Genomic DNA, 25,439 nt, shown 5'->3' on the forward strand with positions numbered 1-25,439 from the left:
TCAGAAATAGGTGTGATTGTTATGGCTTGTCTTTAATAAGTTGTAGCGCTTGTCTGTTATTTTGTAACTTGAATAGAGCACAAAAAGCATACCCCGTTACGAACATAAATAAGCTGTAAGTTGCCCCTGGAATAGCAATTGTAGGGTTATTCATTAAAGTGCTGGCAATTAAAATCGCCAGTGTGCCATTTTGCAAGCCAACCTCTACGGCAATACTCATTTGTTGTTTGTTTGATAACCCCGACATTTTAGCAATTAAGAGTCCAAGTAATAAGGTACTCACGTTTAGTGTGAATGTTGCGATACCGCTACTGGCGAAGAAGCCAATCATTTGCTCTGAATTTTTATGAATTATTGCAATGACAATAACGATTAAAAAAATACTAGAAAAACTGCGAGTAAGAGGCTCAAGTTTTTTACTTATGTGTGAGCGATAATGATTAAACAGCATTCCCAAACTCACTGGTAGTAGGGTGATGACTAACATTTGCACAATTGTTTTTACGATAGGTAACTGGAATTCGTGTCCTGGAACGCTAAACATTTCCATTGCAAAATGCATAATTATTGGCAGTGTAAATGGGGATATAAAGGTTGCTATTGTTGTTAAACTAATTGAAAGGGCAACATCACCCTTAAATAAGTATGTGTATAAATTAGAGGTCACTCCTCCTGGACAACAGGCTACTAAAATCAAGCCTATCGCCAGCTCTGCTGGTAAGTTAAAACTTACAGCTAGTAGAAACGCCACACAAGGCAGTAATAACAGTTGGCAGCTTAGACCGATACTGAGCGCTTTGGGGCTGATAAATAAAGCCCCAAAGTCTTTCTTTTTAAGCCCTAAGCCCATGCCAAACATGATGATAAATAGTGCTAAAGGCAGCACTACTTTAGTCATGATATCTACTTGCATAGGAAATCCTTATTGATCATATCCGGGGCTCTTATTGTCCAATAAACGCAATAACGCAGGCCATGCGATTGTACCACCTAGCCCTTTAGTTGCTATTTCTGTTTGTCCTTTAATCCCATCAATGATAGCGCTTGGCACTTGCACGAGTTGCTCGGTGTTTTGTGACGTACGGGTTTGCACAGCACACGCAGCTTCAAATACGTACATAAATAAAAATGCATCAGCAACAGTTTTACCTACTGTCAATAGGCCATGATTGCGCAGCATTAAAAAGTTGTTACTACCTAAATCATTAACTAATCGGTCTTGCTCAGCGGGATTTAGCGCAATGCCTTCATAGTCGTGATAGCTTAACCCTGAATGCACCACGACAGCCTGTTGTGAAATTGGTAGTAAACCATCTTTATTAGCCGACACAGCTGTGCCATTCAGTGAATGAGTATGAATAACGCAATGGGCATCATTGCGCGCCATATGAATGCAACTGTGAATATTAAATCCCGCAGGATTGACCGGGTATTCACTGTCGTGCAGCTTATTACATTGTTGGTCTACTTTGATAAGACTAGAAGCAGTGATTTCGTGAAACATCATGCCGTAAGGATTGATCAAAAATTCGTTTTCAGTGTTTGGTACACGCATAGAAATATGGGTAAAAATCAAATCATCCCAGCCATACAATGCAACCAATCGATATGCGGCAGCAAGCTCAACACGGGCTTGCCATTCTTGCTCTGATACTGTGTTTTTTATGGTCATGATAGCTTCCTAAAAGGGCACTTTACGAATAATAATGTCTTTAAACATCACCCAATCACCAATGAAGCTATAAAATGGGTGCGTAAAGGTGGCTGGGCGATTTTTCTCAAAAAAGAAATGCCCCACCCAAGCAAAGCCATAACCCACAAGTGGGCATAAAATTAGCCAGCTATATTGCTGTTGATAAATAGCGGCAAACAAAATTGCCAAAACTAACCAACTGCCAAAGAAATGTAAGCGACGACAGACTTTATTTTTGTGTTCTTGTAAGTAGTAGGGGTAAAACTCTTTAAAGCTCGCGAACTCGCGTTTACTTGCTACAGTGCCCATATTGTTGTCTCCTTTGTTAATTACAGGTAAACAATAGGCTTTTATTTATTATTTTACTTGATAATATGGGTCATTAAATTGTTTTTGTAGGACATGTATGCGCACCCTATCAAGCTGGTGGCTTAGGGCTATGGCTGAGTCATTTAAGTGGCAAGGTTTGCCGATTAATGAGTTATTTGCACAAGCTAATATTCCGTTAGCCGATTTGAGCAGTCAAACAGCACGGTATCCACAGGCTAATGTCAGTACACTGTGGAAACAAGCACAAGCTTTATTGCCCGATACGCACTTGGGGTTGTATGTAGGCAGTAATATGAATGTACGTGCTATTCCTGTCGTTGGTATGGCCATCATTCAAGCAACACATTTGCTGAGTGCATTTCGACTGATTTTACGCTATCAAAAACTGATGGGAGATACCCATAATGTGTCGTTAATTGATCATGGTAACGAGTATGAGTTGCGATTTAACTTTAACGATGGTGAACGCGATATGTCCTTACTTAGCTATGAAGCGCCAATGGCATTTTGTTTAAAAATAGCGCGAACAGTAAAGGGAAAGGACTGGTGTCCAAGTCGAGTTTATTTACAACGTAAAGAGCCTAATGCCGAAATTAATGAACATTTTAACTGCCCAATTGAATATGGCGCTAAAACCCATAGCTTATTTTTTAGTGAATTAGTAGAAAGCCAGTCAGTCGTGTCAGGTCAAATTAAAATCACAACACAAACTAATGTCACAGATATTTTGCGCATTTTACTGGAAGAGCATTTAACCCAAGGACAAGTTAGTTGCAGTGTAATGGCGCACGCACTAAATGTGAGCGAGAAAACGCTGCAAAGGCGCCTTGCAAAAGAAGGCACGACTTTTAGTCAAGAATTAACCAAACTTCGACAACAAAAAAGTACTTCGCTTATAAGCGAAACAGACTTATCACTAACAGAAATTGCTTTTTTGTGTGGCTATTCAGAGGTTAGTGCATTTCATCATGCATTTAATCGCTGGTACGGCATGTCACCTAAAGCATATAAACAAAAAATAACAATAATCACCGAACCTTAGAGTCAAAGTATTTACGACAATCAGCGTTAATTTAGTGAGTCTTTTAGAGTGGGAGAGAAGCAGCGTGGAATCTGTTAATGGTGTGCTTGAGTTTGATAGTCATTTAACTTAAAACAATAATAAAAGCTTAAATTGCAATTGCTTAACATTGACTTGTTATCTAAAATTGCAAATAAGACGCAAGGATGGCCTCTAACCTAAAAATCCACTATTAAAGTATGAGGTTTGCCACATGCGAAATCTATCGCTGCGGACTATTTTTATTAGTTTTGTATTAATTGCACTATTTGTTGTCACTGTGGTTAGTGCTTTAATCAACACCAGCCAATTTTCAGGGCTTTATTATCAACAAACTGAACAACAGCTTCTGCCAGATGCTGTGGGTAAAGTTGCTGCTGAAATTGATGCTCAAATGCGTTACCCCATCTCTGTTTCACAGTCGTTAGCTGAAAACCAAATTCTGCATACGTGGATGAACGAAGGTGAGAAAAGCTCGCCAATTCATCAACGCGTAATGGCTTACTTTGCTGATTTACAAAAAAAGAGTGGGGCATCATCGGTGTTTTGGGTGAGTAAAAACTCGATGAGTTATTACACACAAGATGGCTTTTTTAAATCAATCTCACAAAGTGAGCCAAGAGACAGTTGGTTTTTTGATTTCATCCGCTCAGATAAACGCCAAGCGCTCGCATTAGATGTCAGTGAACAAGGTGGACACCTGACTCTATATGTAAATACTTTGGTTGAAATAGCAGGGCAACGTCTTGGTGTTGCTGGGCTTGGATATGATATTTCAGATATTTCTAGTATTGTCACGTCGCGCAAAATAGGCGAGCAAGGTTACTTATTTTTAATTGACGATAGTAAGCGCATTATTGCCCATGCAAATGATGCCTACATTGGCAAACCAGTTTCAGATGTAAGTTCATTGAGCACATTGCAGCAGCTAATGAAAAACCAACATGATGGTTTTATATTATCGCAAGTAGAACTGAGTGGTGAAGATGTTTACGCTGGGGTTATGCCAATTGAGGGGACAGGTTTGACCTTAGTTGCGATACAGCCAAAGCAAGAGATTTCCAGTGCAATTAATAAGGTTGTTTGGATATCTATTGTTGTTAGCGTTGTGCTTGCTGTTATCTTTTTGGTACTGACTCTGTATTTTGCGAATTGGTTAAGTAAGAAAATACGCGGTGTGGGAGACGAACTGCTCGGTATGGCCGGCCACGGTGGTGACTTAACAAAGAGTTTGGACGATAGCGTTGATAACGAATTGGGTCATCTTGCTAAGGGATTTAACGCAATTATAGGCAAAGTCGCTGAGCTCGTTGATGAAATCAGTGTTACAGAGCAAGCCATGCGTGAAGGCATTGATGAGCTAGCAAGTTTTGCAAACAAGACATTTACCGCAACTGATGACCAACGAGCACAGACCGATCAAGTTGCGACAGCTATCACAGAAATGGGACAAACGATCAATGAAGTGTCTGATATCGCCCATCGTACTGCTAACGACACCGAAGAGGCCGTAAAAGAAACCGTTGCAACGAATCAAAGCATGGCTGCGACCGCTCAAACTATGAATGAACTTAACGACATTCTGCTCACGGTTGATAAGAGTATCGGCGAGTTTGCCAACCAGGCTGCAGAAATTAACTCAGTTGTTGAAGTGATCAATGCTATTTCGGAACAAACTAATCTGTTGGCGCTCAATGCTGCCATAGAAGCCGCCAGAGCAGGTGAACAAGGGCGTGGTTTTGCTGTTGTTGCAGATGAAGTGCGTTCACTTGCACAACGTACGCAAAAGTCGACATCAGAAATAAGAGAGCAGGTATCACGTTTACAAAGTTCTTCATTGCAATCACAAGAAGCGATAGCTGAAGGTACTCAAAGTAGTCAAAAGGTGACTGAGCTGACACATATTGCAGTGTCTGCGTTGCAATCTATTCAGCAAAAGTTTGAAGTTATTAGTCAAGGTAATCATCAAGTTGCTGCTGCGACTGAGGAGCAGGGCACAGTCGTTGAACATATCAATCAGTCGGCACATGATATTTCAGACAGTGCAACACAAATTCATGATAACGCAGAGCAACAACAACGTGGTACGCAAAGCTTATTATCGCGTGCACAGCACCTTAAAGATTTAGTGAGCCAATTTAAGGTGTGATTTGTCATTGTCATAAGTGTTAACCATTTCGTTGTTAACGCTTTACTCTCTTCTGTAGGTTGAACTCTTTTTAACTTATGAATTGCGCAAATAACTTTCAAAAAGGGCTAAGTACCTAAGTTTTTAGTGCGTTTAAGTGCTTCTCGTATTACAATTGCTACTTTATATCATTTCTTTATACAGCGAATAGGTTTTTCACTTCTTCATGACAGATATTACTACGCACCAAGCATCTAGACGCCGCTTGTTAATTGCCTTAGCAATAACATGCTCGTTTATGGTTATTCAAATCATCGGTGCCTACTTTTCAAATTCGCTTGCTGTACTTGCCGATGCTGGGCATTTATTTGTTCATAACAGCTCTTTATTTATTGCTTTGATCGCTTCAAGCATGGCGATTCATTTTGCAAAAAATTATAACGATGGTTACCAGCGTGCTGAACTGACAGGGGGCCTAATCAATGGCATTTTGTATCTGAGCATTAGTGTGATCATCTTATTTGAAGGGGGAGAGCGGTTTTTACACCATTCTGATGGACATGATTTACAGATTAATAGCTATTTAATGTCTGTGATTTCAGCGATTGGCTTCTTATTTCATGGTGCTGCTGCGTGGGTTCTGTACAAAGGACGTAAAGCCAGTATTAATGTGTATGCGGTATTTTTGCACTCATTTTTTGACTTAATCTCTACAGTTTCTACTTTCTTTGCAGGTATTTTAATTCATTTAACTGGCTGGCCTGAAATCGATATCATCTCAAGTATGTTGATCGCTTCCTTTGTTTTGTTCACGGGAGTAAAAGTAATTACCCGCTGTATCAAAGGACTTATGGAAAACAAAAGTAAACTTCCAGATGTATCAGAGATAGAGCAAAGTATTGCCTCAGTTGAGCATGTACAAAATGTTCACAATGTTACAGTGGTACGCCATGACAAAGACATCGTGGTTGGTGCGCACGTGGTCTTAAAGCGCCATTGTACTGTTGAAAAGCATGATGAGGCGTGTCGCTTAAAAATTGAGACGCTACTACGTGTGCGCTTTAATATCGAAAAAAGTGTTTTGCAGGTAGAAAGTCATGAATGTCACCATGTTAATTAAATTGGTAAAATGTTAATTTTTCTTTTAAGTTAAAGGTAGAACATATTAGTGGAATAGCGCCTTTGCTTAAAAATAAACCAGTATATTTTAACTTTATGACTGCGGTGCTTTTAGGATGCATCGCAGGTGTTGTTAATTTACTGCCTATTTGGTTTCTAGATAGCTCTGAATTTTTACTCGGTCAGCTTTTCGTTATCTTAAGCCTATTGCTTTTAGGCTGGCGATTTGCAGTTATCACCTTTATTTTGAGCACTGGTTTTATCTTTTATCGATGGGGTCATGCATGGCCGTCCATTGTTTTTGCATTCGAATTAATTTATCTGCAGATAGTTTGTTTATCTAAAGCAAAGCCGGTTTTTCTCAGAGGGATGATGTTTTGGTTTGCTTTAGGGTTACCTGCATTGTGGGCCTTTGGGCACTTCTTCTTAGCTCTTCCTATTCTAACTATCGCAATTGCGTTGGCTAAATATTGCTTAAATGCCGCGATTTATCTTTCGGTTATCGACTTATTAAGTTTCTTTTTCAGCCGTTACTCTTGGCATAAACATTACTCGTCTCTTTATAAAATTTTAAATTACGTTGTTACCCTACTCGTTGTGTTAGTTGTTATTTTGACCTCAATAGTATTAACCAACAATCACTATGCACGGATTGAGTATGAGATAAATGCCCAATTAAAAGAAAAAGCTAAGGAGATCACACGTAATATTGATGCGCATCTTGATCATCACAAGAAGGGGGTTGTTCTAACTGCAAAAAGTATTGCCAGTGGTGTTCCTAAGCAAATTGCCCTCGAAAACATGGCGCATTTATATCCTGGTTTTAGAACACAAATCATCGTTGATGCGCTTGCTGATGTTACACATTTTTATCCTAAGTCATTAGCTGTCAGCCTACAGCAATCTAATATTCGCGCCAATGTTGCAGATAGAGACTACTTTATTAACGCCCCTAACAATCACAACGGCTACATATCAACAATCTTTAAAGGCAGGGGATTTGGCTCTTTACCTATAGTGGCTGTATCTGCGCCAATATACACCGATGGGATGTTTTCTGGTGTTGTAGAAGGTTCACTGATGTTTGATTATTTTGCTGGCTTGCGACCAAGTTTGTTTACGCACGAAGGTGAGTTATTAATACTTGATGCATCAAACAAGGTTGTTTATAGCACTTTAGATGATTTTACTGAGCTACAGCAACTGACAACTGATGAACTAACAACCTTTTCCGATGATACACGCTTTAAAATGTTTAATATTGAAAATGAGCAACAATTTTATGCTCGTGAGGCGCGTTCAAGTGAGCATAATTGGTTGGTTGTAACCATGCTTAATCGTCGTTATGCAAATGACGTTGCGGTCAGTGCATGGGGGCAATCTATTGTGATGATTATTTTTATTATCTTACTGACCAGTATTTTCATCACTCAACTTAGCCGCTGGCTTACTACGCCAATATTAAAGTTGGCAGAGCAAATAGATAAGTTTGATCCTGAAAATGCAATTACCAAAGCTCACTTACCCGAAACATGGTTAGAAGTAAGTCGATTGCAGGCTCAGTTTTCGAGTTTGGCAAATAAGCTTGCCTTGAGCTTTAGTCGCTTACATCACGCTAATCACGAAAATGAACAGCTTAATAATAAATTACAAGACTTTAACGCCAAACTCGAGCAGCAAGTAAATGATAAAACGAATGAGCTCGTTGAAGCGGTAAGGCTTGCCAATCAGGCTAATAGAACTAAGTCACAGTTTTTAGCAAATATGAGTCATGAAATACGTACCCCACTCAACGGCATTTTAGGGATGACGCAACTGTTGTTAGATAACCAAACCTTACCTGAGACTGAGCGTGAAGAGTTGGCGATGATACATCAAAGTGCCAATAATTTACTGCTGATTTTAAATGACATTTTAGACTTTTCAAAAATTGAAGCGGGGGCGCTTAAATTAGAGTATCGGGCCGTTGAAATCAAAGCTTTGCTTAGTCAACTCGCCAAGGTGTTTAGCAATACAAGTGTTAAGCCGACAGTAAAGTTCAGCTTGTCTATTGCAGACGACATTCCAAATTATATTAGTTTAGATCCATTAAGGTTTAGCCAAGTCGTTAATAATATTTTGAGTAATGCGGGTAAGTTTACAGAAACTGGTGAAATTTCATTAAACTGTACTATTGAAGAGCCGTATTTAGTTATTCGAGTGCGTGATACCGGTATTGGTATTTCAGCTGAGCAGCAAGCTAAACTATTTAATGAATTTACCCAAGCAGATATTTCAACTACCCGTAAATACGGTGGAACGGGTTTAGGCTTAACAATCAGCCAGCGTATTGTGGAGTTGATGAACGGTACATTATCACTGGAAAGTCAACAAGGCCAAGGTAGTGAATTTACAATTAAAGTGCCTATTGTGCAAAGTGATGCAAAAGTAATGCAAAGCCAAAATGTACAAAAACCTGATTTAAAAGGGATCCAAGTTTTAATTGTTGAAGATAATCCTATAAATCAAATTGTCCTTAAAAAAATGATGTTAGATACCTCGTGTTCATTGCATCAAGCTAATGATGGTATTGAAGCGCTTGCGCACTTAGAAAAGTCTGATGTAGATATCATTCTAATGGATTGTCAGATGCCAAATATGGATGGTTACCAATGTACTCAAAAAATAAAACAAAACCCTGAACGTTATGGTGATGCAGTCATTATTGCTATCACTGCAAATGCGTTTGAAGAAGATCAAAAGCGTTGCTTGGTCGCAGGAATGGATGACTTTATATCTAAACCAATAAACAAAGATGAGCTTTATCAGTGTTTAAATAAGTGGCTTACAACTCGTTTAAACGATCTACAATAGCTTGAATGGTACTTTCTTTGATTAGATCTTCAGCTTCCATTGGCTTTGCAAAATAATAGCCTTGTAAATCATCACAACCCATATTGCGTAAAAAGTTAATCTGCTCAAGTGTTTCTACACCTTCGGCGATACAATACAAGCCTAGGTTAACGGATAAGGCGTGAATGGTCTTAATGATTGATTCATTACTGTTATCAGAACCAATGTTACGTACGAAACTTTGGTCAATTTTTATCACATCTATCGGGAATTGGTTTAAATAGGTTAGTGACGAGTAACCAGTTCCAAAGTCATCAAGTAACAACTTAAAGCCTGCATTTTTGAGTTTTTGCAGTTGTTTTGATGCTTTATCTTTGTCTTCGAGTAACGTGTTTTCGGTGATTTCAAGACGTAGCTGAATAGGTTTAACTAGATGATTGTTGAGGATCATTAGCAAACGTTCAGTTAAGTTTGACTTTAGAATATGGGTGGGCGACAAGTTCAAAGACAAGTAAAATTTTGGGTTGGCACGCAGTATAGGTTTTAACTCTGTCAGTGCTCGGTCAAGTGCTTGCTCGGTCATTAAATCAATCAAACCAATTTCTTCGGCAATAGGAATGAACTCTGCAGGAGACACATAACCTTGTACGGTCTTCCAGCGCATTAGAAGTTCTGCACCATTAATGGTTTTCGTGTTTGCATTGACAATAGGTTGATAATTGTTGAATAAAACATCGTCTTTGAATGCGTCTTTTAACGCATTTTCTAGCAATAACTTTTTAGTTAACTGGTTATTCATTTGCTCAGTAAAGTATTTAAAGTTATTTCTGCCAGATTGTTTGGCATGCATCATAGCAATATCTGAATTTCGAATGAGATCATCTGCTGTTTTTGCATCGAATGGGTAAAGTGCTACGCCGATACTTGCTGATATATTGATAGAAAAATCATCAATGATTACTTTATTGGCAAGCTCTTTGGTGAGCTTTTTAACTAGCTCACTCAATGCTTGAGGAGATTGTAAATCTTTAACAAGCACTAAAAATTCGTCACCACTTTGACGGCCAACGAGTGCACTTTGTGGCAGTATCTGTTTAACTCGTTGTGTTACATTACATAACAGTTGGTCGCCGACAGCATGACCAAATGAGTCATTTACAGGTTTAAATTTATCTAAATCAATGAATAACAAAGCGGCTAACTTATTGTGCTTTTTAGCGCGATTAATGCTGCTATTGATTTTTGCATACATTAAGGTACGGTTTGGTAGCCCAGTCAAAGAGTCGTAATTTGCTAAATATCTTAACTCATCCTCAGCGCGTTTTTGTTCCGTTAAGTCAGAAATCACGATGACGTAATAGTTAATCGTTTGACTGTCTTTAGCAACCGCTGTGACACTAATATGCACTGGATGCGAAGCATTTTTTAAGGTGCGAATAAAGGCTTCTGTTTTCCAGTTTTGCTTGGGTTTGAGTGTTTTTAAAATACTTACATATTCAAAGTATTTAGTTCGACCTATCGCGTTGATAAAGTCTCTCGTTGTTAAGTCAGCAATATTTGCTGGTGTTGCGAATGTTTCGCTAAAACTGGCGTTTGCAGAAAAAGGCATGAGTGTATTATCTAAAATAAGCAGCCAATCATTAATTTGACTAAAGGCTTCCCCAAGTACACTTGCTTGCTGGGCATTAGCTCTTTGTTCGGTGATATTAGTGTAAAAGCCCGCAACCTTTAAGGGGCCGCCTGTTTCATTCGTTTCTACTACCCGGCCAACATCTTCATACCAAAGCCAATCGCCATTATTATGTTTTAAACGATAGGTAATATTCCACTGTTGTTTGTTGGCTTCTTTTAAGAACAACTGCCATTTATTGATAACATAATTGCGATCGTGTGGGTGAATTAAGGCAATAAAGTCTTTAATCGCTATGCGGTCTTTGAACTCATTATAGCCAAGTTCAGCCGAAAAACGGTTGGTGTAGAGTATGTCATTGTCTAGATTGATCTCCCATACGCCACTTTTGTTACTGCTTAAGGCAAGCTCTGTTTGTTGTTGTGATTTTAAAACCTCAACATGAGCACGACTGATCGCTTGTTGGCGAGCTCGATATTGCCAAAAGATGATCAGTAATATTGTGAAAATAATTACGCCATATGAGGTCTTTGCTATGGGGGATGTCCAAGGGGCGTGAGCGACATTAAAGCGCAGTTGCCTTGTTGCTGAAATAGCCTCACTCATTTCTGATGAAGACGAAATCGATAAAACGTAATCACCGGGAGGTAATTTTGTGAAGAAAACTTCATTGGTCTTTAATTTATCGTATTGCAACGATGTTGGGCCATCCAGCGTAACCTTATACAGTGTCTTATCTTTATTAATGGTATCAAAATTAGAAAAACTCACACCTAAGCCCATATCTTCTGAGGTGATCTGCAATGGTGAGTTTACATACTTGTAAGGATGATAATTGAGCTCTCGCGATAGTAATGATACATCCGTTATTTCGGTCGTGATGTTACCTATTTCTACAGCAGATGATAAGAAGTCTTCGGGAGCTGCGATAAGTACACCACGGGTAGAGCCAAAAGCAATCTCACCGTTATCGAAAGTCGTATCTGCGTCGAAATTAAACTCATTAACAGCCAGACCATCTCTTATAAAATAGCTATCGAGCGCAAGTGAGCTCAAATCTAAACGATATAGACCATTTTGTGTACTCATCCATAAAAAGCCGAAACGATCAATTTGAAGACCGAATACTGATTTAGCTTTTAAACCTGATTGACGATTAATGCGGTGTTTTATTTCGTATGTATCTGCATCAATACCTATTAACCCTTCATCAGAAGAGGCGAGCCAAAGTATATTGTTATAATCAATCACCCAATCATGGATAGTCGCAAAAGCTAATGGGTTAAAGTTTGTAGCCTCGTAGACAAGCGTGAGCTTTTGCGTGCTTTCATTATACCTAAACAGCTTACTAGACATACTGATTAGGTACTCGTCAGGGTGAGTTGATAGAGGTTTTAAAAAAGTGTAAGTGTTCGCGGCCTCTAGCTGTTCTTTTAATCCTTTTATAGGGCTAAGTTCACCTGACTTACCATTGTATTTGTAAAAATTTTCTTCATCTACAAATGCAAACTGGTCTGGTCCCATGGTATGAAAACCCCAATTAGGCGTTTTGGTAAGCGCCTCGATTGTTTCTGGGTCACCGTTTAGTTGCACAAGCTTGCCTGTTTGTTTATCAAATAGGCCAAGCCCTATGTACTTCATTAACCATAAAAAGCGGTTATTGCCATTAAGTTCGGCTTTAGCTATTCCATAAATCCCATGTTCACCATGGAAAGCTTTTTCATCATTGCTTACTAAATAGGGCGTTAGCTCTTTGTTGTTTTGGTTATACTTTATAAGGCCATTATCAGTGCCTATCCACAACACATCATCTTCTTGTAATACGGTCCATACATTATTGTTATAGCTATATTGAGGTGTTTTTAACTCAATATGCTTAAACCGCCTTGCTAGTGTTGACCATGTAAACACCCCTTGCGAGCGCGAAGCAAGCCAAAGCAAGCCAGTTTTATCAACCATAACATCAGGTATGGTGTTATCAGTCATCAAAAACTTACTTTGGTCGAAGCTTAGGATAAAGTCGATAGCTAAAGATTCACGGTTGAACTCATACAATCCTTTTTCGGTGACAATATATTCACCAAATGAACTTGCAGAATAGTCCCAGATATTTAACTGAGGAATTAAGAGATTGACCTTTTCAAATGCAAGTAAACGATTAGCGTTAAAGGGAATATCATACATTCCTTCAACTGTACCAACGAGTAAGCCTAGTTGAGGGTCAACATGAAGAAGTTTGACGTTTCTATTATCTTCGGTGATATTTTTTTTCTCGGTGAGCGGGATATGAGATACATGGTCATCCGCTAAATTTTTAGAAAAGAGCCCCGTCGATGTCCCTATGTATAAAAAGCTATCGTAAATTGTTAGCGCACGAACAATATGTTCTTCTTTATTGATTGAAAACTCATGTAAAAACTTTTTCGACTGCTTATTGTAAGAGTAAACGTGCTGAGAGATTGCAAAATAATAAAAATTATCATCTTCTGTGATAGCTAAAATCGGTGAAAAGTAGGGATCTTCTGGATTGAGTTTGCCTGAATATATTTTTTCGACTTTTAGAGTCTTTGGATCAATAAAAAACGCCCCAGAAAACTCCGTACTCACAAATATTTTACCGTTTTGTGTTTTGGCTAGAAATGTAATTTGGCGTTGATCGAGAATATACTCACCAGCAAAAGAGCTTACTTTATAGCCATCATAACGGTTTAAACCTTGATAAGTACCAATCCATATAAAGCCCAGATCATCTTGAACAATTTTAGTTACGCTACCTTGTGTTAGGCCTTCATCGGTAGAAATGCGTTGGATTTGCAGTGCATAGTTTTGTGCCAACGCAGTGGGAATGAGCGCGGAAAAGAAAAATAAGAAAACAAAAAGAAAACGTTTAGGCACTGACTGATTAACCCTAAATTAGTGTTTGCGCATAATTTTTAACAAAATATAGCACAATTATGAACGTAATTTATGGTTCTGAAAAGATAATTTAGTAACAATGTCTGCTTAGTTCATATTTAGAAAGCTATGCTATAACTTTAGTAATTATCATAGTTTGAGGAAGTAATGCGCCATTCATATATATGCCAACAAAGCCAAGCAATGCTGCTGATCATTGATGAGCAAGCTGGATTAGCCCCTGTTATTGACGATTTTACTAATGTTGTACAACACACAGCTACCTTGTTAAATAGTGCTAAGTTACTGGCGATCCCCTATTTATTTACAGAACAAAATCCTTCGAAATTAGGCCATACCAGTGAAGAACTCGTGCCGTTTATTACAGCAGAAAATTGTTACCATAAAATTCATTTTAGCGCCTGTTTAGAAAATGATTTTAACCACAAGTTAGCTGACTATAAACGAGCTCAGGTAGTAGTCACAGGAACTGAAGCACATGTGTGTGTGTTGCAAACATGTTTAGACTTGCTGGCTGCAGGCTTTCAAGTATTCGTTGTTGAAGATGCCATTGCTTCTCGAAATCAAAACCATAAAAAGCTAGCTATTAAGCAGCTATCTGCAGCGGGTGCTATTATTACTTGTACAGAGAGTGTGATATTTCAATGGCTAGAAAAAGCAGGGACAGATCAATTTAGAGCATTATTGCAATTAATAAAGTGAACCGTGATGCGTATCAAGCCGTATTGGCTCGATTAATTGTGTTTTTGTAAATTATTTAATAATTAAGGCTTTAACTATGACGAGTGTGCGCCGCCTTTTTACTTATTTGTTCCTGTTGTTGTTTATTGAATCTTTGGTTTTAGGTTTTGTTTATTCGACGCTAATAACGGGTGTAGTAACAGGCCTATTACTGCTGTCTTTACCACTTTGGATGCTCTATCAATATCCAACGAGCAAATTAACAGCTCATGTAGTCGCTGCCGGTTGCATGATGTTTTCGTTTTTACACATCCAACAAAGCTACGGCCTCATTGAAGTTCACTTTGAAATATTTATTTTAATGGCAGTGTTGATCATGTTTGTTGAATGGCGCGTGTTTATTACAGCGCTTGTCTTTGTTGCCGTTCACCATTTGAGCTTTTACTTTTTACAGATAAACGAGTCTGGTTTTTATGTTTTCGATCCAGACAGGCTGTATTTTAGCACTGTACTTATTCATGCTGTATATGCCATCGTTGAAGCATTTGTGGCAGGTTATATTGCCAAAACTTTGCATCTGGAGAGAAGCTCAGGTCTTTCTTTAAGCGATACAACAGAACAAATTATGGCTGATGAAAACCGTATAAATATTAGCCTAAGAGCAGATGAGCGCCATAGTAAAGCTGTGGCGGGTTTTAATCGTTTACTTGGCTTTTTATCTCGGGTTGTGGGGGATGTGAAAAGTCAAACTAATGTTCTTAAAAATCAATCTAAACAATTGCTTGAGGTTCATGATGAGCTGCATGAGCAAGCCGTGTTACGTGAGCAGTTGTCTATAGATATTGCACAATCAGGCGAGCGTGTTGCTGAAGGCTTTGCCCATGTTGAACACGAAAGTAATGAATTACAAATGCAATTTGAGCAGTTGCATGTTAGTGCCGCAGACGCATTAAAAGAAGTTGCAAATACCGATACCAAAGCAGCAGAGTTGGCAAGCAACTTACAAGAAGCTGATCAGAATATTTCTCAGTTAGTGAATGCTTGTAGTCATATTTCTGAACTCCTTAATGAGATTTCATCAATTGCTGAGCAAACTAACTTACTTGCGCTAAATGCAGCTATTGAAGCTGCGCGTGCTGGTGAACAAGGCCGCGGCTTTGCGGTAGTGGCTGATGAAGTCAGAAACCTGGCAACGCGCAGTAAACATACCACCGATAAAATAACCAATACGCTCGAAAGCTTGATGCAAAACAGTGCTTCATCAACTAAATCAATGCAAGGCAGTGTGGCACTCATTGAGCAACTGTCAGCGATAAGCTCACAGATGAAACTACAAATTACTGAAATGACAGAGCAAGTTAACCTTGCTGCAAACAGCTCTCAATCGGTTGCGCATGTAGTACAGAGCCAAGCGGGAAATACACGTGCCATTGCCGAGAATTCACAAGCATTAATTGCTAACCAAGCCAAAGACAACCTGATGATTGAAAAGCTTACCGAGCGCGTGCAACTCATTGATGAAAGTATTGATGTGATGGAGCAGGGTATTGCCAAATTCAAGTAGCAAGAGAGTGATTGTGGCAATCCTAGTTTGGATTGCCTTGGTTGTAGCTGCTTTATCGATTGCCTACTCTCAACAAATCACACTTTTTGACCCAGATAGAAAACTAGCAAAGCCAAATTGGCTGTCATTATTTCAAACCTCCATGAGGCTTAGCGCAAAGAACAGCAATACCTTATATATTATTGATGATAATAGCTGTGTCTGTTCAGCTCGCTCCCAAGCCCATATTGCTAGCCTTACAGATTATGCTACTGAACAAGATGTTAAAGTTATAAAGCTTAAACCAACCTCAGCAGTGGCGGCACTATTACCCGCTTACCCGGCTGCTGTACTAATTTCAGAAAATCAACAGCTTGTATACGCAGGTCCATTGTCAAAAGGACTAGCGTGTTCAAGCTTAGATGGCTTTGTCGAGTTAGTAATTGCAAACTTACGTGCTGGGTTTAACAGTCGGTTTATTAATTCAGATGCCGAGGGGTGTTATTGTGAGATTAGGTAGTAAGAAAATTACACATTCGCTATTTACAATAAAGTTGAAAGTATAATTTTAATTGTAGGGTCTTATTTTCGCTTAATTAGATAAAGAGGCCAATTAACTATTGGCCTCTGTAACACGGGAATTATTGAATTTGGCCTCTTATCTCTCCATTTGGATTAGCAGGAGTATGTACATTTATATAATGACCTCCTGAAGCGAGAACAGAGAAAATTTCAGCATTAATCATTAAGCCTGTAGTGCTCATCCAGCGATTCATATCATCACTGTCTTGCTCAAGAGGAGCTAGCACTGGGCCATTTTCACCTGCAAAACCGGTATGAATGTGCGCAGCGCTCGCATCGCTTACTCCTGATGTAAGTACTTGCAATTCAACGCTGTAATCATTGGTGTTTACTAATGCATAGCCATCGCCAGAGGCATCTGTTGTTACCGCAGAAACTTGTTGTTCACCACTTAGTGGGAAGGTCACGAATACATAGTTATCGGTAAGGATTTGGCCACGCAGTTCACCACTTGGGTTAGCAGGCGTATGCACATTAACGTAATGGCCACCTGATGCGAGTATTGCGAAAATGTCGGCATTGATCATGGTGTTTTCAGGTGTTTGCCACAGATTTGCATTCTCGCTTGACTGCTCTAGCGCAGCAAGTACATCACCATTCATACCGATACGGCCAGTGTGAATGTGTGCAGCAGTAGCATCACTAACACCTTCAGTTAATGCTCTTAATTCTAGATGGTAATTATCCATGTTCACTAATGCATAACCACTGCCTGATGCCATAGTGTCGACAGCAGGAACTTCTTGCATTCCACTGAGTGGGAAAGTAACAAGCTGATAGTTGTCTGTTAGGATCTGACCTCTAATTTCGCCACCTGGGTTAGCTGGCGTATGAACATTAATATAATGGCCACCTGAAGCAAGTACTGCGAAAATATCAGCATTAATTTGCGTGTTTTCCGGTGTCATCCACATTCCTGTATCAGTACTTGATTGCTCAAGCGCAACTAATACATCGCCATTTGTGCCAATCCGGCCTGTATGAATGTGAGCGCCTGTTGCATCATCAACGCCCATGGTGCTAACACGTAGTTCTAAGCCGTAATTATCCATGTTAATTAATGCATAAGCTTCGCCGCTAGCGTTACTCATAACGGCAGGTACCTCTTGCTTACCGCTAAGTTTAAAGGTTGTGAAGATATAATTGCTGGTAAGAATTTGTCCGCGAAGCTCGCCACCAGGGTTACCCGGGGTATGGACATTTACGTAATGGCCTCCAGAAGCTAGTACTGCAAAAATATCAGCATTGATTTGAGTATTACTTGGCGTCATCCACACGTTGCTGTCGTCCATTGATTGTTCAAGAGCGACTAATACATCGCCATTTGTACCAATACGACCTGTATGAATGTGCGCAGCGCTGGCATCGTCTAAGCCTGAGGTTACAACAGTAAGCTCGACACTGTAGTCGGTAGTATCAACTAATGCATAGCCATCACCACTTGCCATTGTGTTCACCATTGGTACTTCTTGATTGCCACTTAAAGCGAATGTAGCAACAGCGTAGTTATCCGTTAGGATCTGGCCGCGGATTTCACCACCGGCATACTCAGGCGTATGAACGTTGACATAATGACCACCATCTAAAAGGATTGCTAAAGTGTCACTATCGATTGTTGTACCTTCTGGGACTACCCAATCTGTCATTACTTCATCATCTTGCTCTAGAGCAACAAAAACATCACCATTTGAACCTAATTTTCCAGTGTGGATATGAGCCGCCGTTGCGTCATCAACACCCATAGTCACTGCACGAAGGCGCAATTCTGTTGTGGCACTGTCGTAAGACGCATAGCCATAACCCATTGCGTCGCTGTCGTTCATAGGTACTTGTTGATCGCCATTTAAAACAAAGGTGATGATACTGGTTGTATCAGGCACAATTTGCGCACGTAATTCACCATTAGCATACTGCTCAGTGTGTAGATTTATATACCAATCGCCATCCATTAAATCAGCGATTAAGCTTTCATCAAGGTCGGTAATTGCGACTTCATACATTCCATCAGTGGTGGCTTCAAATGTGAATGCAACATCGCCATTAGCACCTAAGTCGCCATCATGTATATGTGCTGCGCTAAAGCCCTCGACTGAGCTTGCGTCAAGTGTTGCGCGAAATTGCATTAAACTTTCGTCAAGCTCTACTGTTGCAGTTGCTGTTTGCATTGAGTTATTCATCGGCACTTCTTGCTTGCCGCTCAATGTAACGGAGTAGGTCATACTTGGGCTGAATTCTTGAACTGGGGGTGGAGTAACCACTTCGGTTTTATCGTCGTCATCATCGCTGCATGCTGTGATAAATAGCAAGCTTGTTGCCAAGAGTAAGTATTTCATCGTTCTTCCTTATATATTTGTATGTTCGGACGTTACGACGTGTCCATCACAACAAAGTGAACGAGGGAGATTTGAAAAGCGATCACAAAAGGTTATTAAAAAGTTATCAAATAGTAATTTATAACTAGTTTTTGCGATTAACTAAATTATGCTTTAGGGAAACAAGTACAAGGTAAGTGCTTGAGTGTGCCTTAAGACTTTAAATAGAAAGATTTGGATGCTTAATAGGTACGTTTTGTGCATTAATTTCTTTTTAAACAGCACAGCTTAAAAGTGTCAAAAAAATAACCTTAGGAATATCATGCAAGTTACTTCATTTTCATCTTCTGTATTGTCAGACCCTGTGGGTCAGAAAAATAAAAATGATCTAAATCTAAACACCAATAATGCAACAAACAGTTACGCTAAAAATAATCAGCAAAATAACAATGTAGATTCTGACACAGAGACAAAACCAGATACCCCACTCACTCAGCAAGAGTTAGTTGCTAAGATTAAAGAACTGCAAAATAAAATTAATATTGTAGAGACAAATGAAGAGTTAACGCCTGAGCAGCGTGAAGTGCAACTAAAAGAATTAAACGAGCAGTTAGACGATGAGGTTAATGCTGTTCAGCGAGCAGTGAAAAGCAATGTTTCTTCGATGATCAATTCACTATTTTCAATGCCTAGCAATAATCACTCCGGTATGCTTTTCAATAACAAAGCATAAAGTGTAATTAGAGGGACTCTTTTGCGATTCAAAGTTTGGGTAAGTAGTGCAAAATTGCCGCAGGCTTTAATAGCTAAATTATTAAGCCTGTTAATTTGGGGTTACTGAAAAATCATTAACTTTAGTTATGCTTTTGGTGCGGTCGTCTTAAGTAGCTACTTGCCCACATTACTGACAAACAACAACTAGCAAATTAGATCTTACAAAAAAATTTAAAAATTTTTCTTTCCCTGCTTTTGACTAACCGTCCATAACATAAGGGGAAATTTTTATGCGTCTGCCATTTAGACAGTTCTGGTTCAAAAGTTATGCAAATATTGTCTATAACACTATTGCGAACTATTACCGTTTAGATTAATATGCATTCCATCAACAGAAATGAGAGTGGTTTGCATTCATGTATATTTGCCTTTGCCATGGTGTAACTGACAAAAAAATTGAACAAACAATTGATGATGGCGCGATGACTATGCGTGAATTATCAAAAGAGCTGCAGGTGGGTACCCAGTGCGGCAAGTGTTGTGGTTGTTGTAAAAAAATTCTCAATCGTAAACTAATTGAAATTGCTGATATTACTGAGCAAGTAGCTTAATCTATTTGCTCTTAAAGCCGTTAAAACCTTTTTATTACTACTTTTTACTTCTTTATCCCTCCATATTAGTTTTTATTTGCTTTTAATCCGTTCATTTATTAGGGTAATAGTATAACGATCACGTGTATCTCACGTTAAATCAATGGTAGGAAGCCATGATACTAGACTCTTCAAAACTCCTTTTTTGTGTATTATTTTTGTATATTTCTGGTTGCGCACAATTACCTTCAAGAGAGTCTATTCAACCAAGTTATGCCATTGCAGCAGATACACCCAGTACTATAGGAGATGCGGTGGGTAATAATCATCCTGGATTATCTGGTTTTTATCCTCTAGCAGATGGGGTCGATGCCTTTGTAGCTAGATTGGCACTTATTGATTCTGCAGAGCACACCATTGATGTGCAGTACTATTTATACCACAGACAGCAAACCACTATATTATTTACGGCTTTTTTATTAAAAGCTGCGGAGCGTGGGGTAAGAGTACGTTTACTACTCGATGATTTATCGCAAGCAGATAGTGAATTAGACCTCGCTGCACTGGCTGTTCATCCTAATATTGAAGTTCGTTTATTTAATCCCTTTCCTAACCGTCGTTTTAAAGCGCTTGGCTTTCTAAGTAATTACAGTCAACTGTCAAGACGAATGCATAATAAGAGTTTTATTGTTGATAATCGGATTTTTATCACTGGTGGCCGAAATATTGGCAATGCTTATTTTTCGGCAGAAGATCATTCTGAATTTATTGATTTAGATGTCATGAGTGCTGGAGAGATTGTTCCAGAGGCATCAAAAGCCTTTGATTTGTATTGGAATCACCAACTTTCTTACCCTGTTGAAGAGTTACATGGTTCACGAGATGAGCAATCTTTGGTTGATATTACAAACACACTTTCAAGTTATGTTGAGCAAAATCAGCAAAGTAATTATGTAGAACAATTACGTGAAAGTGAGTTTGTAAAACGGCTTCAAAATGATGATATTAAGTTTGATTGGCAAAAATCTGTGCTGTTTTACGACCATCCCGATAAAGTGATGAATGATGTCAATGAGCGCTCTGCAAACATGTCACCACTATTATTCAAAGAAATGGGTGAGCCCAAGCATAGAGCAATTATAATTTCACCCTATTTTATTCCTCGCGATTCAGGTGTGAAACTGTTAACAAACTGGGCTCAAAAAGGTATTGATGTCACTATTTTAACGAATTCTTTAGCTGCTACGGATGTATCCGCGGTGCATGCTGGTTATAAAAAATACCGAGAAGATCTCATTAAGGCTGGGGTAAAGCTTTGGGAATTAAAACCCAGTGATCTAATGGCTATTAAGCGCAAAGCAGGGCGTAAAGTTACAGGGTCATCGCAAGCAAGCTTACACGCAAAAACCATGACCTTTGATGATGAAAGGATTTTTGTGGGTACCATGAATCTAGACCCTCGCTCACTTGATTTAAATACCGAGATGGGAGTGTTAATCGAAAGCGAAAAGCTTAGTCGCTTTTTAGCCCATTGGGTTGATACGCAAATGCCCGAATATGCCTGGAAAGTTGCACTTAAAGATGATGACTTAGTTTGGCTCGACACAGTAAGTAATGAGCAGTTTGATGAAGAACCACAAACGTCATCTTGGCGGCGTTTTCAGGTTTGGTTTATTTCGCTATTCCCCATAGAAGATGAACTCTAAATTATTCACTCAGTATTTGTATCTAAGCCCAACTTTTTAGTTGGGCTTTTTGTTCTCAGTCTTTAGTTGTTAACTATTTCGGGATAAAAAATTGCAATTGAGCGTACACGTGTAAACCCATTGTATTCAAGTGCTTAGCATACAAAGAAAAAATAAATATAAAAAAATGTTAAAAAAACTGGTTGGACCAATTGATCTATTGCTCATTTTGTGACGTAATGTAGGTATTACTATCTGGTCGGATGAGTTTATTATGAGCTTACGTACAAAATTAAAAAAAGTATTACCTAGTATTTCAATTACAGAACAAGAAGCGTTAGATGCGGGTGATGTTTGGTTAGAAGGTTCAATCTACCAAGGTAAACCTGACTTCGATGCACTTCGTGACGTGCCAGCAGCTAAGCTGAGCGCTGAAGAACAAGCATTCTTAGATGGCCCAGTTAAAGAATTATTATCAATGATTGATGATTCTGAAATTCAAAATGGTGTACATCTTCCTGACTACATTCTTGATTTCTTGAAAAAAGAGCGCTTTTTCTCGCTTATCATCCCTAAATCATTCGGCGGTTTAGAGTTCAGCCCTTATGCAAACTCTACAATTGTTGCGACTATTGCGACTAAGAGTTCTGCGGTTGCGGTAACCGTGATGGTTCCTAACTCTCTAGGCCCAGGTGAGCTATTACTACACTTCGGTACTAAAGAGCAGCAAGATCACTACTTACCACGCCTTGCAAATGGTCGTGATATTCCATGTTTCGCGCTGACTAGCCCAGAAGCGGGTTCAGATGCTGGTGGTATTCCAGATATCGGTGTTGTTAAACGTGGTCAATTCAATGGCGAAGAAGTTTTAGGTTTAGAAATTACTTGGGACAAACGCTACATCACTCTAGCACCTATTGCGACAGTATTAGGTTTAGCATTTAAAGTGGTTGACCCTGATGGTTTACTAGGTGGTAAAGAAAACCTAGGTATTACCTGTGCGCTTATTCCTAAAGATCACCCAGGTGTTCAGCTTGGTAATCGTCATGACCCTATGGGTATCCGTTTTTACAACGGTACGACTCGCGGTGAAAAAGTATTTGTACCAATGGACTTCATCATTGGTGGTCAAAAGAACATCGGTCGTGGCTGGCAAATGCTGGTTAGCTGTTTAGGTGCTGGCCGTGGTATCTCGTTACCGGCACTAGGTGTTAGTTCATCACAAGTGGCATTTAAAGGTGCTTCTGAGTACGCAGCAGTGCGTGAGCAGTTTGGTCTGGCGATTGGTCAATTCGAAGGTATTCAAGAGAAGCTTGCTGATATCGCAGGTAAAACTTACCTTCAAGAAGCAATGCGAGTATTAACAACAGAAGGTTTAGGCATGGGCTTAAAACCATCTGTAGTCACTGCGATTGCTAAATACCACATGACAGAAATTGGCCGTAACGTGCTTGATTCAGCAATGGATATTCAAGCAGGTAAAGCGATTCAAAATGGGCCGCAAAATACATTAGCAAGTGGTTATGTTGCTCAACCTATCGCAATCACGGTTGAAGGTGCAAACATCCTTACTCGTAACCTAATGATTTTTGGTCAAGGTGTAATGCGTTGTCACCCTTACCTGCAATCTATGGTTGAGTCTATCCATAGCGAAGACAAAAATGCAGACAAAGAATTCAACAGTATCTTACGTAAAACAGTGGGCTACAGCGTAGCTAACAGCTTACGTGCTTTCCGTTTAGGTGTATTACCGTTTACTGCGGGTGCTAAATCGTCACTACCAGAAGTACGTGAATACGAAAAAGCAGCACACAAACTATCTGCAAAACTTGCAGTTTACGCTGACTTCTCGTTATTGGTACTGGGCGGCAAACTTAAGCAAGCAGAAATGTTATCTGCACGTTTAGGTGACGTAATGAGCTTCTTGTATGCGGCGATGGCATCGATTAAATACTACGAGCAAAAAGTAGCAAGCAGTGAACGTGAGCAAGCTGCGCCTTACTTCCACTATGCGACTCGCTTTGCACTACAAAGCGCTGAAGAAGCATTGCATAAGTTCCTAGATAACTTCCCTGCAAGTGGTACTCGTAAGTTTATGCGTTTCATTACTATGAACTACTCAAAGAAAATGCCTAAGATCAGCGATGATTTAATCCGTGAACTTGCGACTCAAGCGCAAATGGATACGGCATTTAAAGCGCAAATCACTCACTTGGTTAATCCAATTGAAGGTGATGGTCATTACATCAATGAGCAAGCGTACAAAGCGAAAATGGCGTGTCTTGATTTACTTGCAAAAGTTAAAAAAGCACTGCGTGCTAAAACTATCAAGCCGGGCGTTCGTTTTGCAGAAACTCTTGATAATGCACTTGTTGCAAGTGTTATCAACGAAGAAGAGTATGCAAAACTGATTGACTACAACAAGAAACGTGAGAAAGCGATTCGTGTTGATGAGTTCGATTTTGATATGAACTTACTGGATGACAATGCAAAGCCAGTTAACCCACTTAAAAGTGTGGTAAACGAGTAATTCAACAATGCAAGTCCTTAGCAGTATTAGGACTTTATCTACGAAAACCCGTGCTTAGCACGGGTTTTTTATTGCTTACGGGCCGTTGTGTCAATAGCTAATTTCACCTACCATTGCCATACGTTTTTTAAATCATAGAGCGTTATGGATCTTAGGCAATTTGTTACTTCTCACTTTTCAAACATTACAAATTTACAGCAAGCCGCGTCAGTTTGGAGCGGGTGCGGTGAGATTATTCGTTGCCAAGTGAACGGTGCAGCGACTGTAATTAAAGCGATTGAAGTGCCTAGCCAGATTAATCATAGCCGTATAACGCAAAGTGATTTTGCTCTTGCCAGAAAGCGCCAATCCTACTTAGTCGAATTTAACTGGTATCGGCATTATTCTAATCAATTACCCCATGAAGCTGCAACAATCCACTGTATTGATGCAATACAAGAGGGCACTAAGCAAGCGTTATTATTTAGTGATTTCGTAGCACATGGTTACCAGCAAGCACATGCTACACACAGCCACATTCAAGCAATTATAAACTGGCTTGCACATTTTCATGCTTTTCATTTAGCAAGCTCATCCGAGGGGCTTTGGCCTCGAGGTAGTTATTGGCATTTAGCAACACGGCCAGATGAGTTACAGCGTATGAGCGATTTAAGCTTAAAAGCGCAGGCGCAACCTATTGATACTGCGCTGAGTGAGTCACCTTACCAAACGATAATTCATGGTGATGCTAAGCTTGCCAACTTTGCTATTGCGCCACAAAACCAACATGTTCTTGGCTATGATTTTCAATATGTTGGCAAGGGTGTTGGGGTGATTGATGTAATGTATTTTTTAGGCAGTTGTTTAGATGATACAGCATTAAAATCAGTTGCAGATGATTATTTAAATGGTTATTTTGACACTCTTACCCTAGCACTAAAACGCTTTCAACCGAGTATAAATCCTGTGCATGTTGTTAGTAGTTGGCGAGCGCTATGGTGTTACGCATGGAGTGATTTTTATCGCTTTTTAGCAGGTTGGAGCCCTGATCATGCAAAAATAAATGGCTACATGCAGCAGCAATTTGTAACGTACTTAAAAATAAAGGATTAGCA

17 protein-coding genes are annotated in these 25,439 nt (G+C 39.4%); 12 read left to right on the plus strand and 5 right to left on the minus strand.

All coding sequences use genetic code 11. The annotated features are described in order from the left end of the window. Positions 1–19: 19 nt before the first annotated feature. Genes NH454_RS12625 through NH454_RS12635 form a run of 3 tightly spaced genes read right to left on the minus strand, consistent with a single transcriptional unit; the run spans position 20 to position 2,002 of the window. Positions 20–913, minus strand: a complete 894-nt coding sequence (locus tag NH454_RS12625) for a bile acid:sodium symporter family protein (protein ID WP_135926918.1) — start codon at positions 911–913, stop codon at positions 20–22. A gap of 9 nt (positions 914–922) precedes the next feature. After that, entirely contained in the window at positions 923–1,672 is a 750-nt protein-coding gene (locus NH454_RS12630) for a class II aldolase/adducin family protein (protein ID WP_253039257.1), read from the minus strand. Positions 1,673–1,681: 9 nt separating this feature from the next. Continuing rightward, entirely contained in the window at positions 1,682–2,002 is a 321-nt protein-coding gene (locus tag NH454_RS12635) for an Mpo1-like protein (RefSeq protein ID WP_135926920.1), read from the minus strand. A 97-nt stretch (positions 2,003–2,099) separates the two neighbouring features. Here NH454_RS12635 and NH454_RS12640 point away from each other — a divergent pair, with 97 nt between their 5' ends. The 4 genes from NH454_RS12640 (at position 2,100) to NH454_RS12655 (ending at position 9,183) form a co-directional block, all read left to right on the plus strand. After that, a complete protein-coding gene (locus NH454_RS12640; RefSeq protein ID WP_138557771.1) occupies positions 2,100–3,065 on the plus strand; it encodes an AraC family transcriptional regulator in 966 nt (321 codons plus the stop codon). 232 nt (positions 3,066–3,297) lie between these two features. After that, entirely contained in the window at positions 3,298–5,232 is a 1,935-nt protein-coding gene (locus tag NH454_RS12645) for a methyl-accepting chemotaxis protein (protein ID WP_253039258.1), read from the plus strand. Positions 5,233–5,437: 205 nt separating this feature from the next. Further along, positions 5,438–6,331 (plus strand): cation diffusion facilitator family transporter, encoded by an 894-nt coding sequence (locus NH454_RS12650; protein WP_135926923.1) that lies wholly within the window; start codon positions 5,438–5,440, stop codon positions 6,329–6,331. 62 nt (positions 6,332–6,393) lie between these two features. Then, positions 6,394–9,183: an ATP-binding protein gene (locus NH454_RS12655; RefSeq protein ID WP_253039259.1), complete on the plus strand. Its 2,790-nt coding sequence runs from the start codon at positions 6,394–6,396 to the stop codon at positions 9,181–9,183. Here the strand turns inward: NH454_RS12655 and NH454_RS12660 are convergent. Beyond that, positions 9,155–13,687 carry an EAL domain-containing protein gene (locus NH454_RS12660; protein ID WP_253039261.1) on the minus strand — a complete coding sequence of 1,511 codons (4,533 nt, stop codon included), beginning with the start codon at positions 13,685–13,687 and terminating at the stop codon, positions 9,155–9,157. The genes NH454_RS12655 and NH454_RS12660 overlap by 29 nt on opposite strands. A 168-nt stretch (positions 13,688–13,855) precedes the next feature. On the opposite strand from NH454_RS12660, the gene NH454_RS12665 reads away from it, so the two are divergent. The 3 genes from NH454_RS12665 to NH454_RS12675 all read left to right on the plus strand — a co-directional run bounded on the left by NH454_RS12665 (position 13,856) and on the right by NH454_RS12675 (position 16,452). Continuing rightward, positions 13,856–14,410 carry an isochorismatase family protein gene (locus NH454_RS12665; RefSeq protein WP_235383700.1) on the plus strand — a complete coding sequence of 185 codons (555 nt, stop codon included), beginning with the start codon at positions 13,856–13,858 and terminating at the stop codon, positions 14,408–14,410. Between the two features lie 76 nt (positions 14,411–14,486). Further along, a complete protein-coding gene (locus NH454_RS12670) occupies positions 14,487–15,953 on the plus strand; it encodes a methyl-accepting chemotaxis protein (RefSeq protein ID WP_253039263.1) in 1,467 nt (488 codons plus the stop codon). A 13-nt stretch (positions 15,954–15,966) separates the two neighbouring features. Continuing rightward, entirely contained in the window at positions 15,967–16,452 is a 486-nt protein-coding gene (locus tag NH454_RS12675; protein WP_253039265.1) for a DUF6436 domain-containing protein, read from the plus strand. A gap of 121 nt (positions 16,453–16,573) precedes the next feature. On the opposite strand, the gene NH454_RS12680 is transcribed toward NH454_RS12675, so the two are convergent. Further along, positions 16,574–18,847, minus strand: a complete 2,274-nt coding sequence (locus NH454_RS12680) for a CHRD domain-containing protein (RefSeq protein WP_199527793.1) — start codon at positions 18,845–18,847, stop codon at positions 16,574–16,576. A gap of 301 nt (positions 18,848–19,148) precedes the next feature. On the opposite strand from NH454_RS12680, the gene NH454_RS12685 reads away from it, so the two are divergent. The 5 genes from NH454_RS12685 to NH454_RS12705 all read left to right on the plus strand — a co-directional run bounded on the left by NH454_RS12685 (position 19,149) and on the right by NH454_RS12705 (position 25,437). After that, complete coding sequence (locus NH454_RS12685) at positions 19,149–19,559, plus strand: hypothetical protein (protein ID WP_253039267.1); 411 nt, start codon at positions 19,149–19,151, stop codon at positions 19,557–19,559. A 397-nt stretch (positions 19,560–19,956) separates the two neighbouring features. Then, positions 19,957–20,151: a (2Fe-2S)-binding protein gene (locus NH454_RS12690; RefSeq protein ID WP_135926929.1), complete on the plus strand. Its 195-nt coding sequence runs from the start codon at positions 19,957–19,959 to the stop codon at positions 20,149–20,151. A gap of 155 nt (positions 20,152–20,306) precedes the next feature. Then, the gene (locus NH454_RS12695; RefSeq protein WP_199527791.1) at positions 20,307–21,836 is read left to right on the plus strand and encodes a phospholipase D family protein; all 1,530 of its coding nucleotides are present in this window, start codon (positions 20,307–20,309) and stop codon (positions 21,834–21,836) included. Between the two features lie 253 nt (positions 21,837–22,089). Beyond that, positions 22,090–24,345 (plus strand): acyl-CoA dehydrogenase, encoded by a 2,256-nt coding sequence (locus NH454_RS12700; RefSeq protein WP_135926931.1) that lies wholly within the window; start codon positions 22,090–22,092, stop codon positions 24,343–24,345. Between the two features lie 144 nt (positions 24,346–24,489). Further along, positions 24,490–25,437, plus strand: a complete 948-nt coding sequence (locus NH454_RS12705; protein ID WP_253039269.1) for a phosphotransferase — start codon at positions 24,490–24,492, stop codon at positions 25,435–25,437. The last annotated feature ends 2 nt before the right edge of the window (positions 25,438–25,439 follow it).

This window comes from Pseudoalteromonas sp. Ps84H-4 (genome assembly GCF_024124645.1).
In the GTDB taxonomy this organism is placed as follows: Bacteria; Pseudomonadota; Gammaproteobacteria; order Enterobacterales; family Alteromonadaceae; genus Pseudoalteromonas; species Pseudoalteromonas lipolytica_C.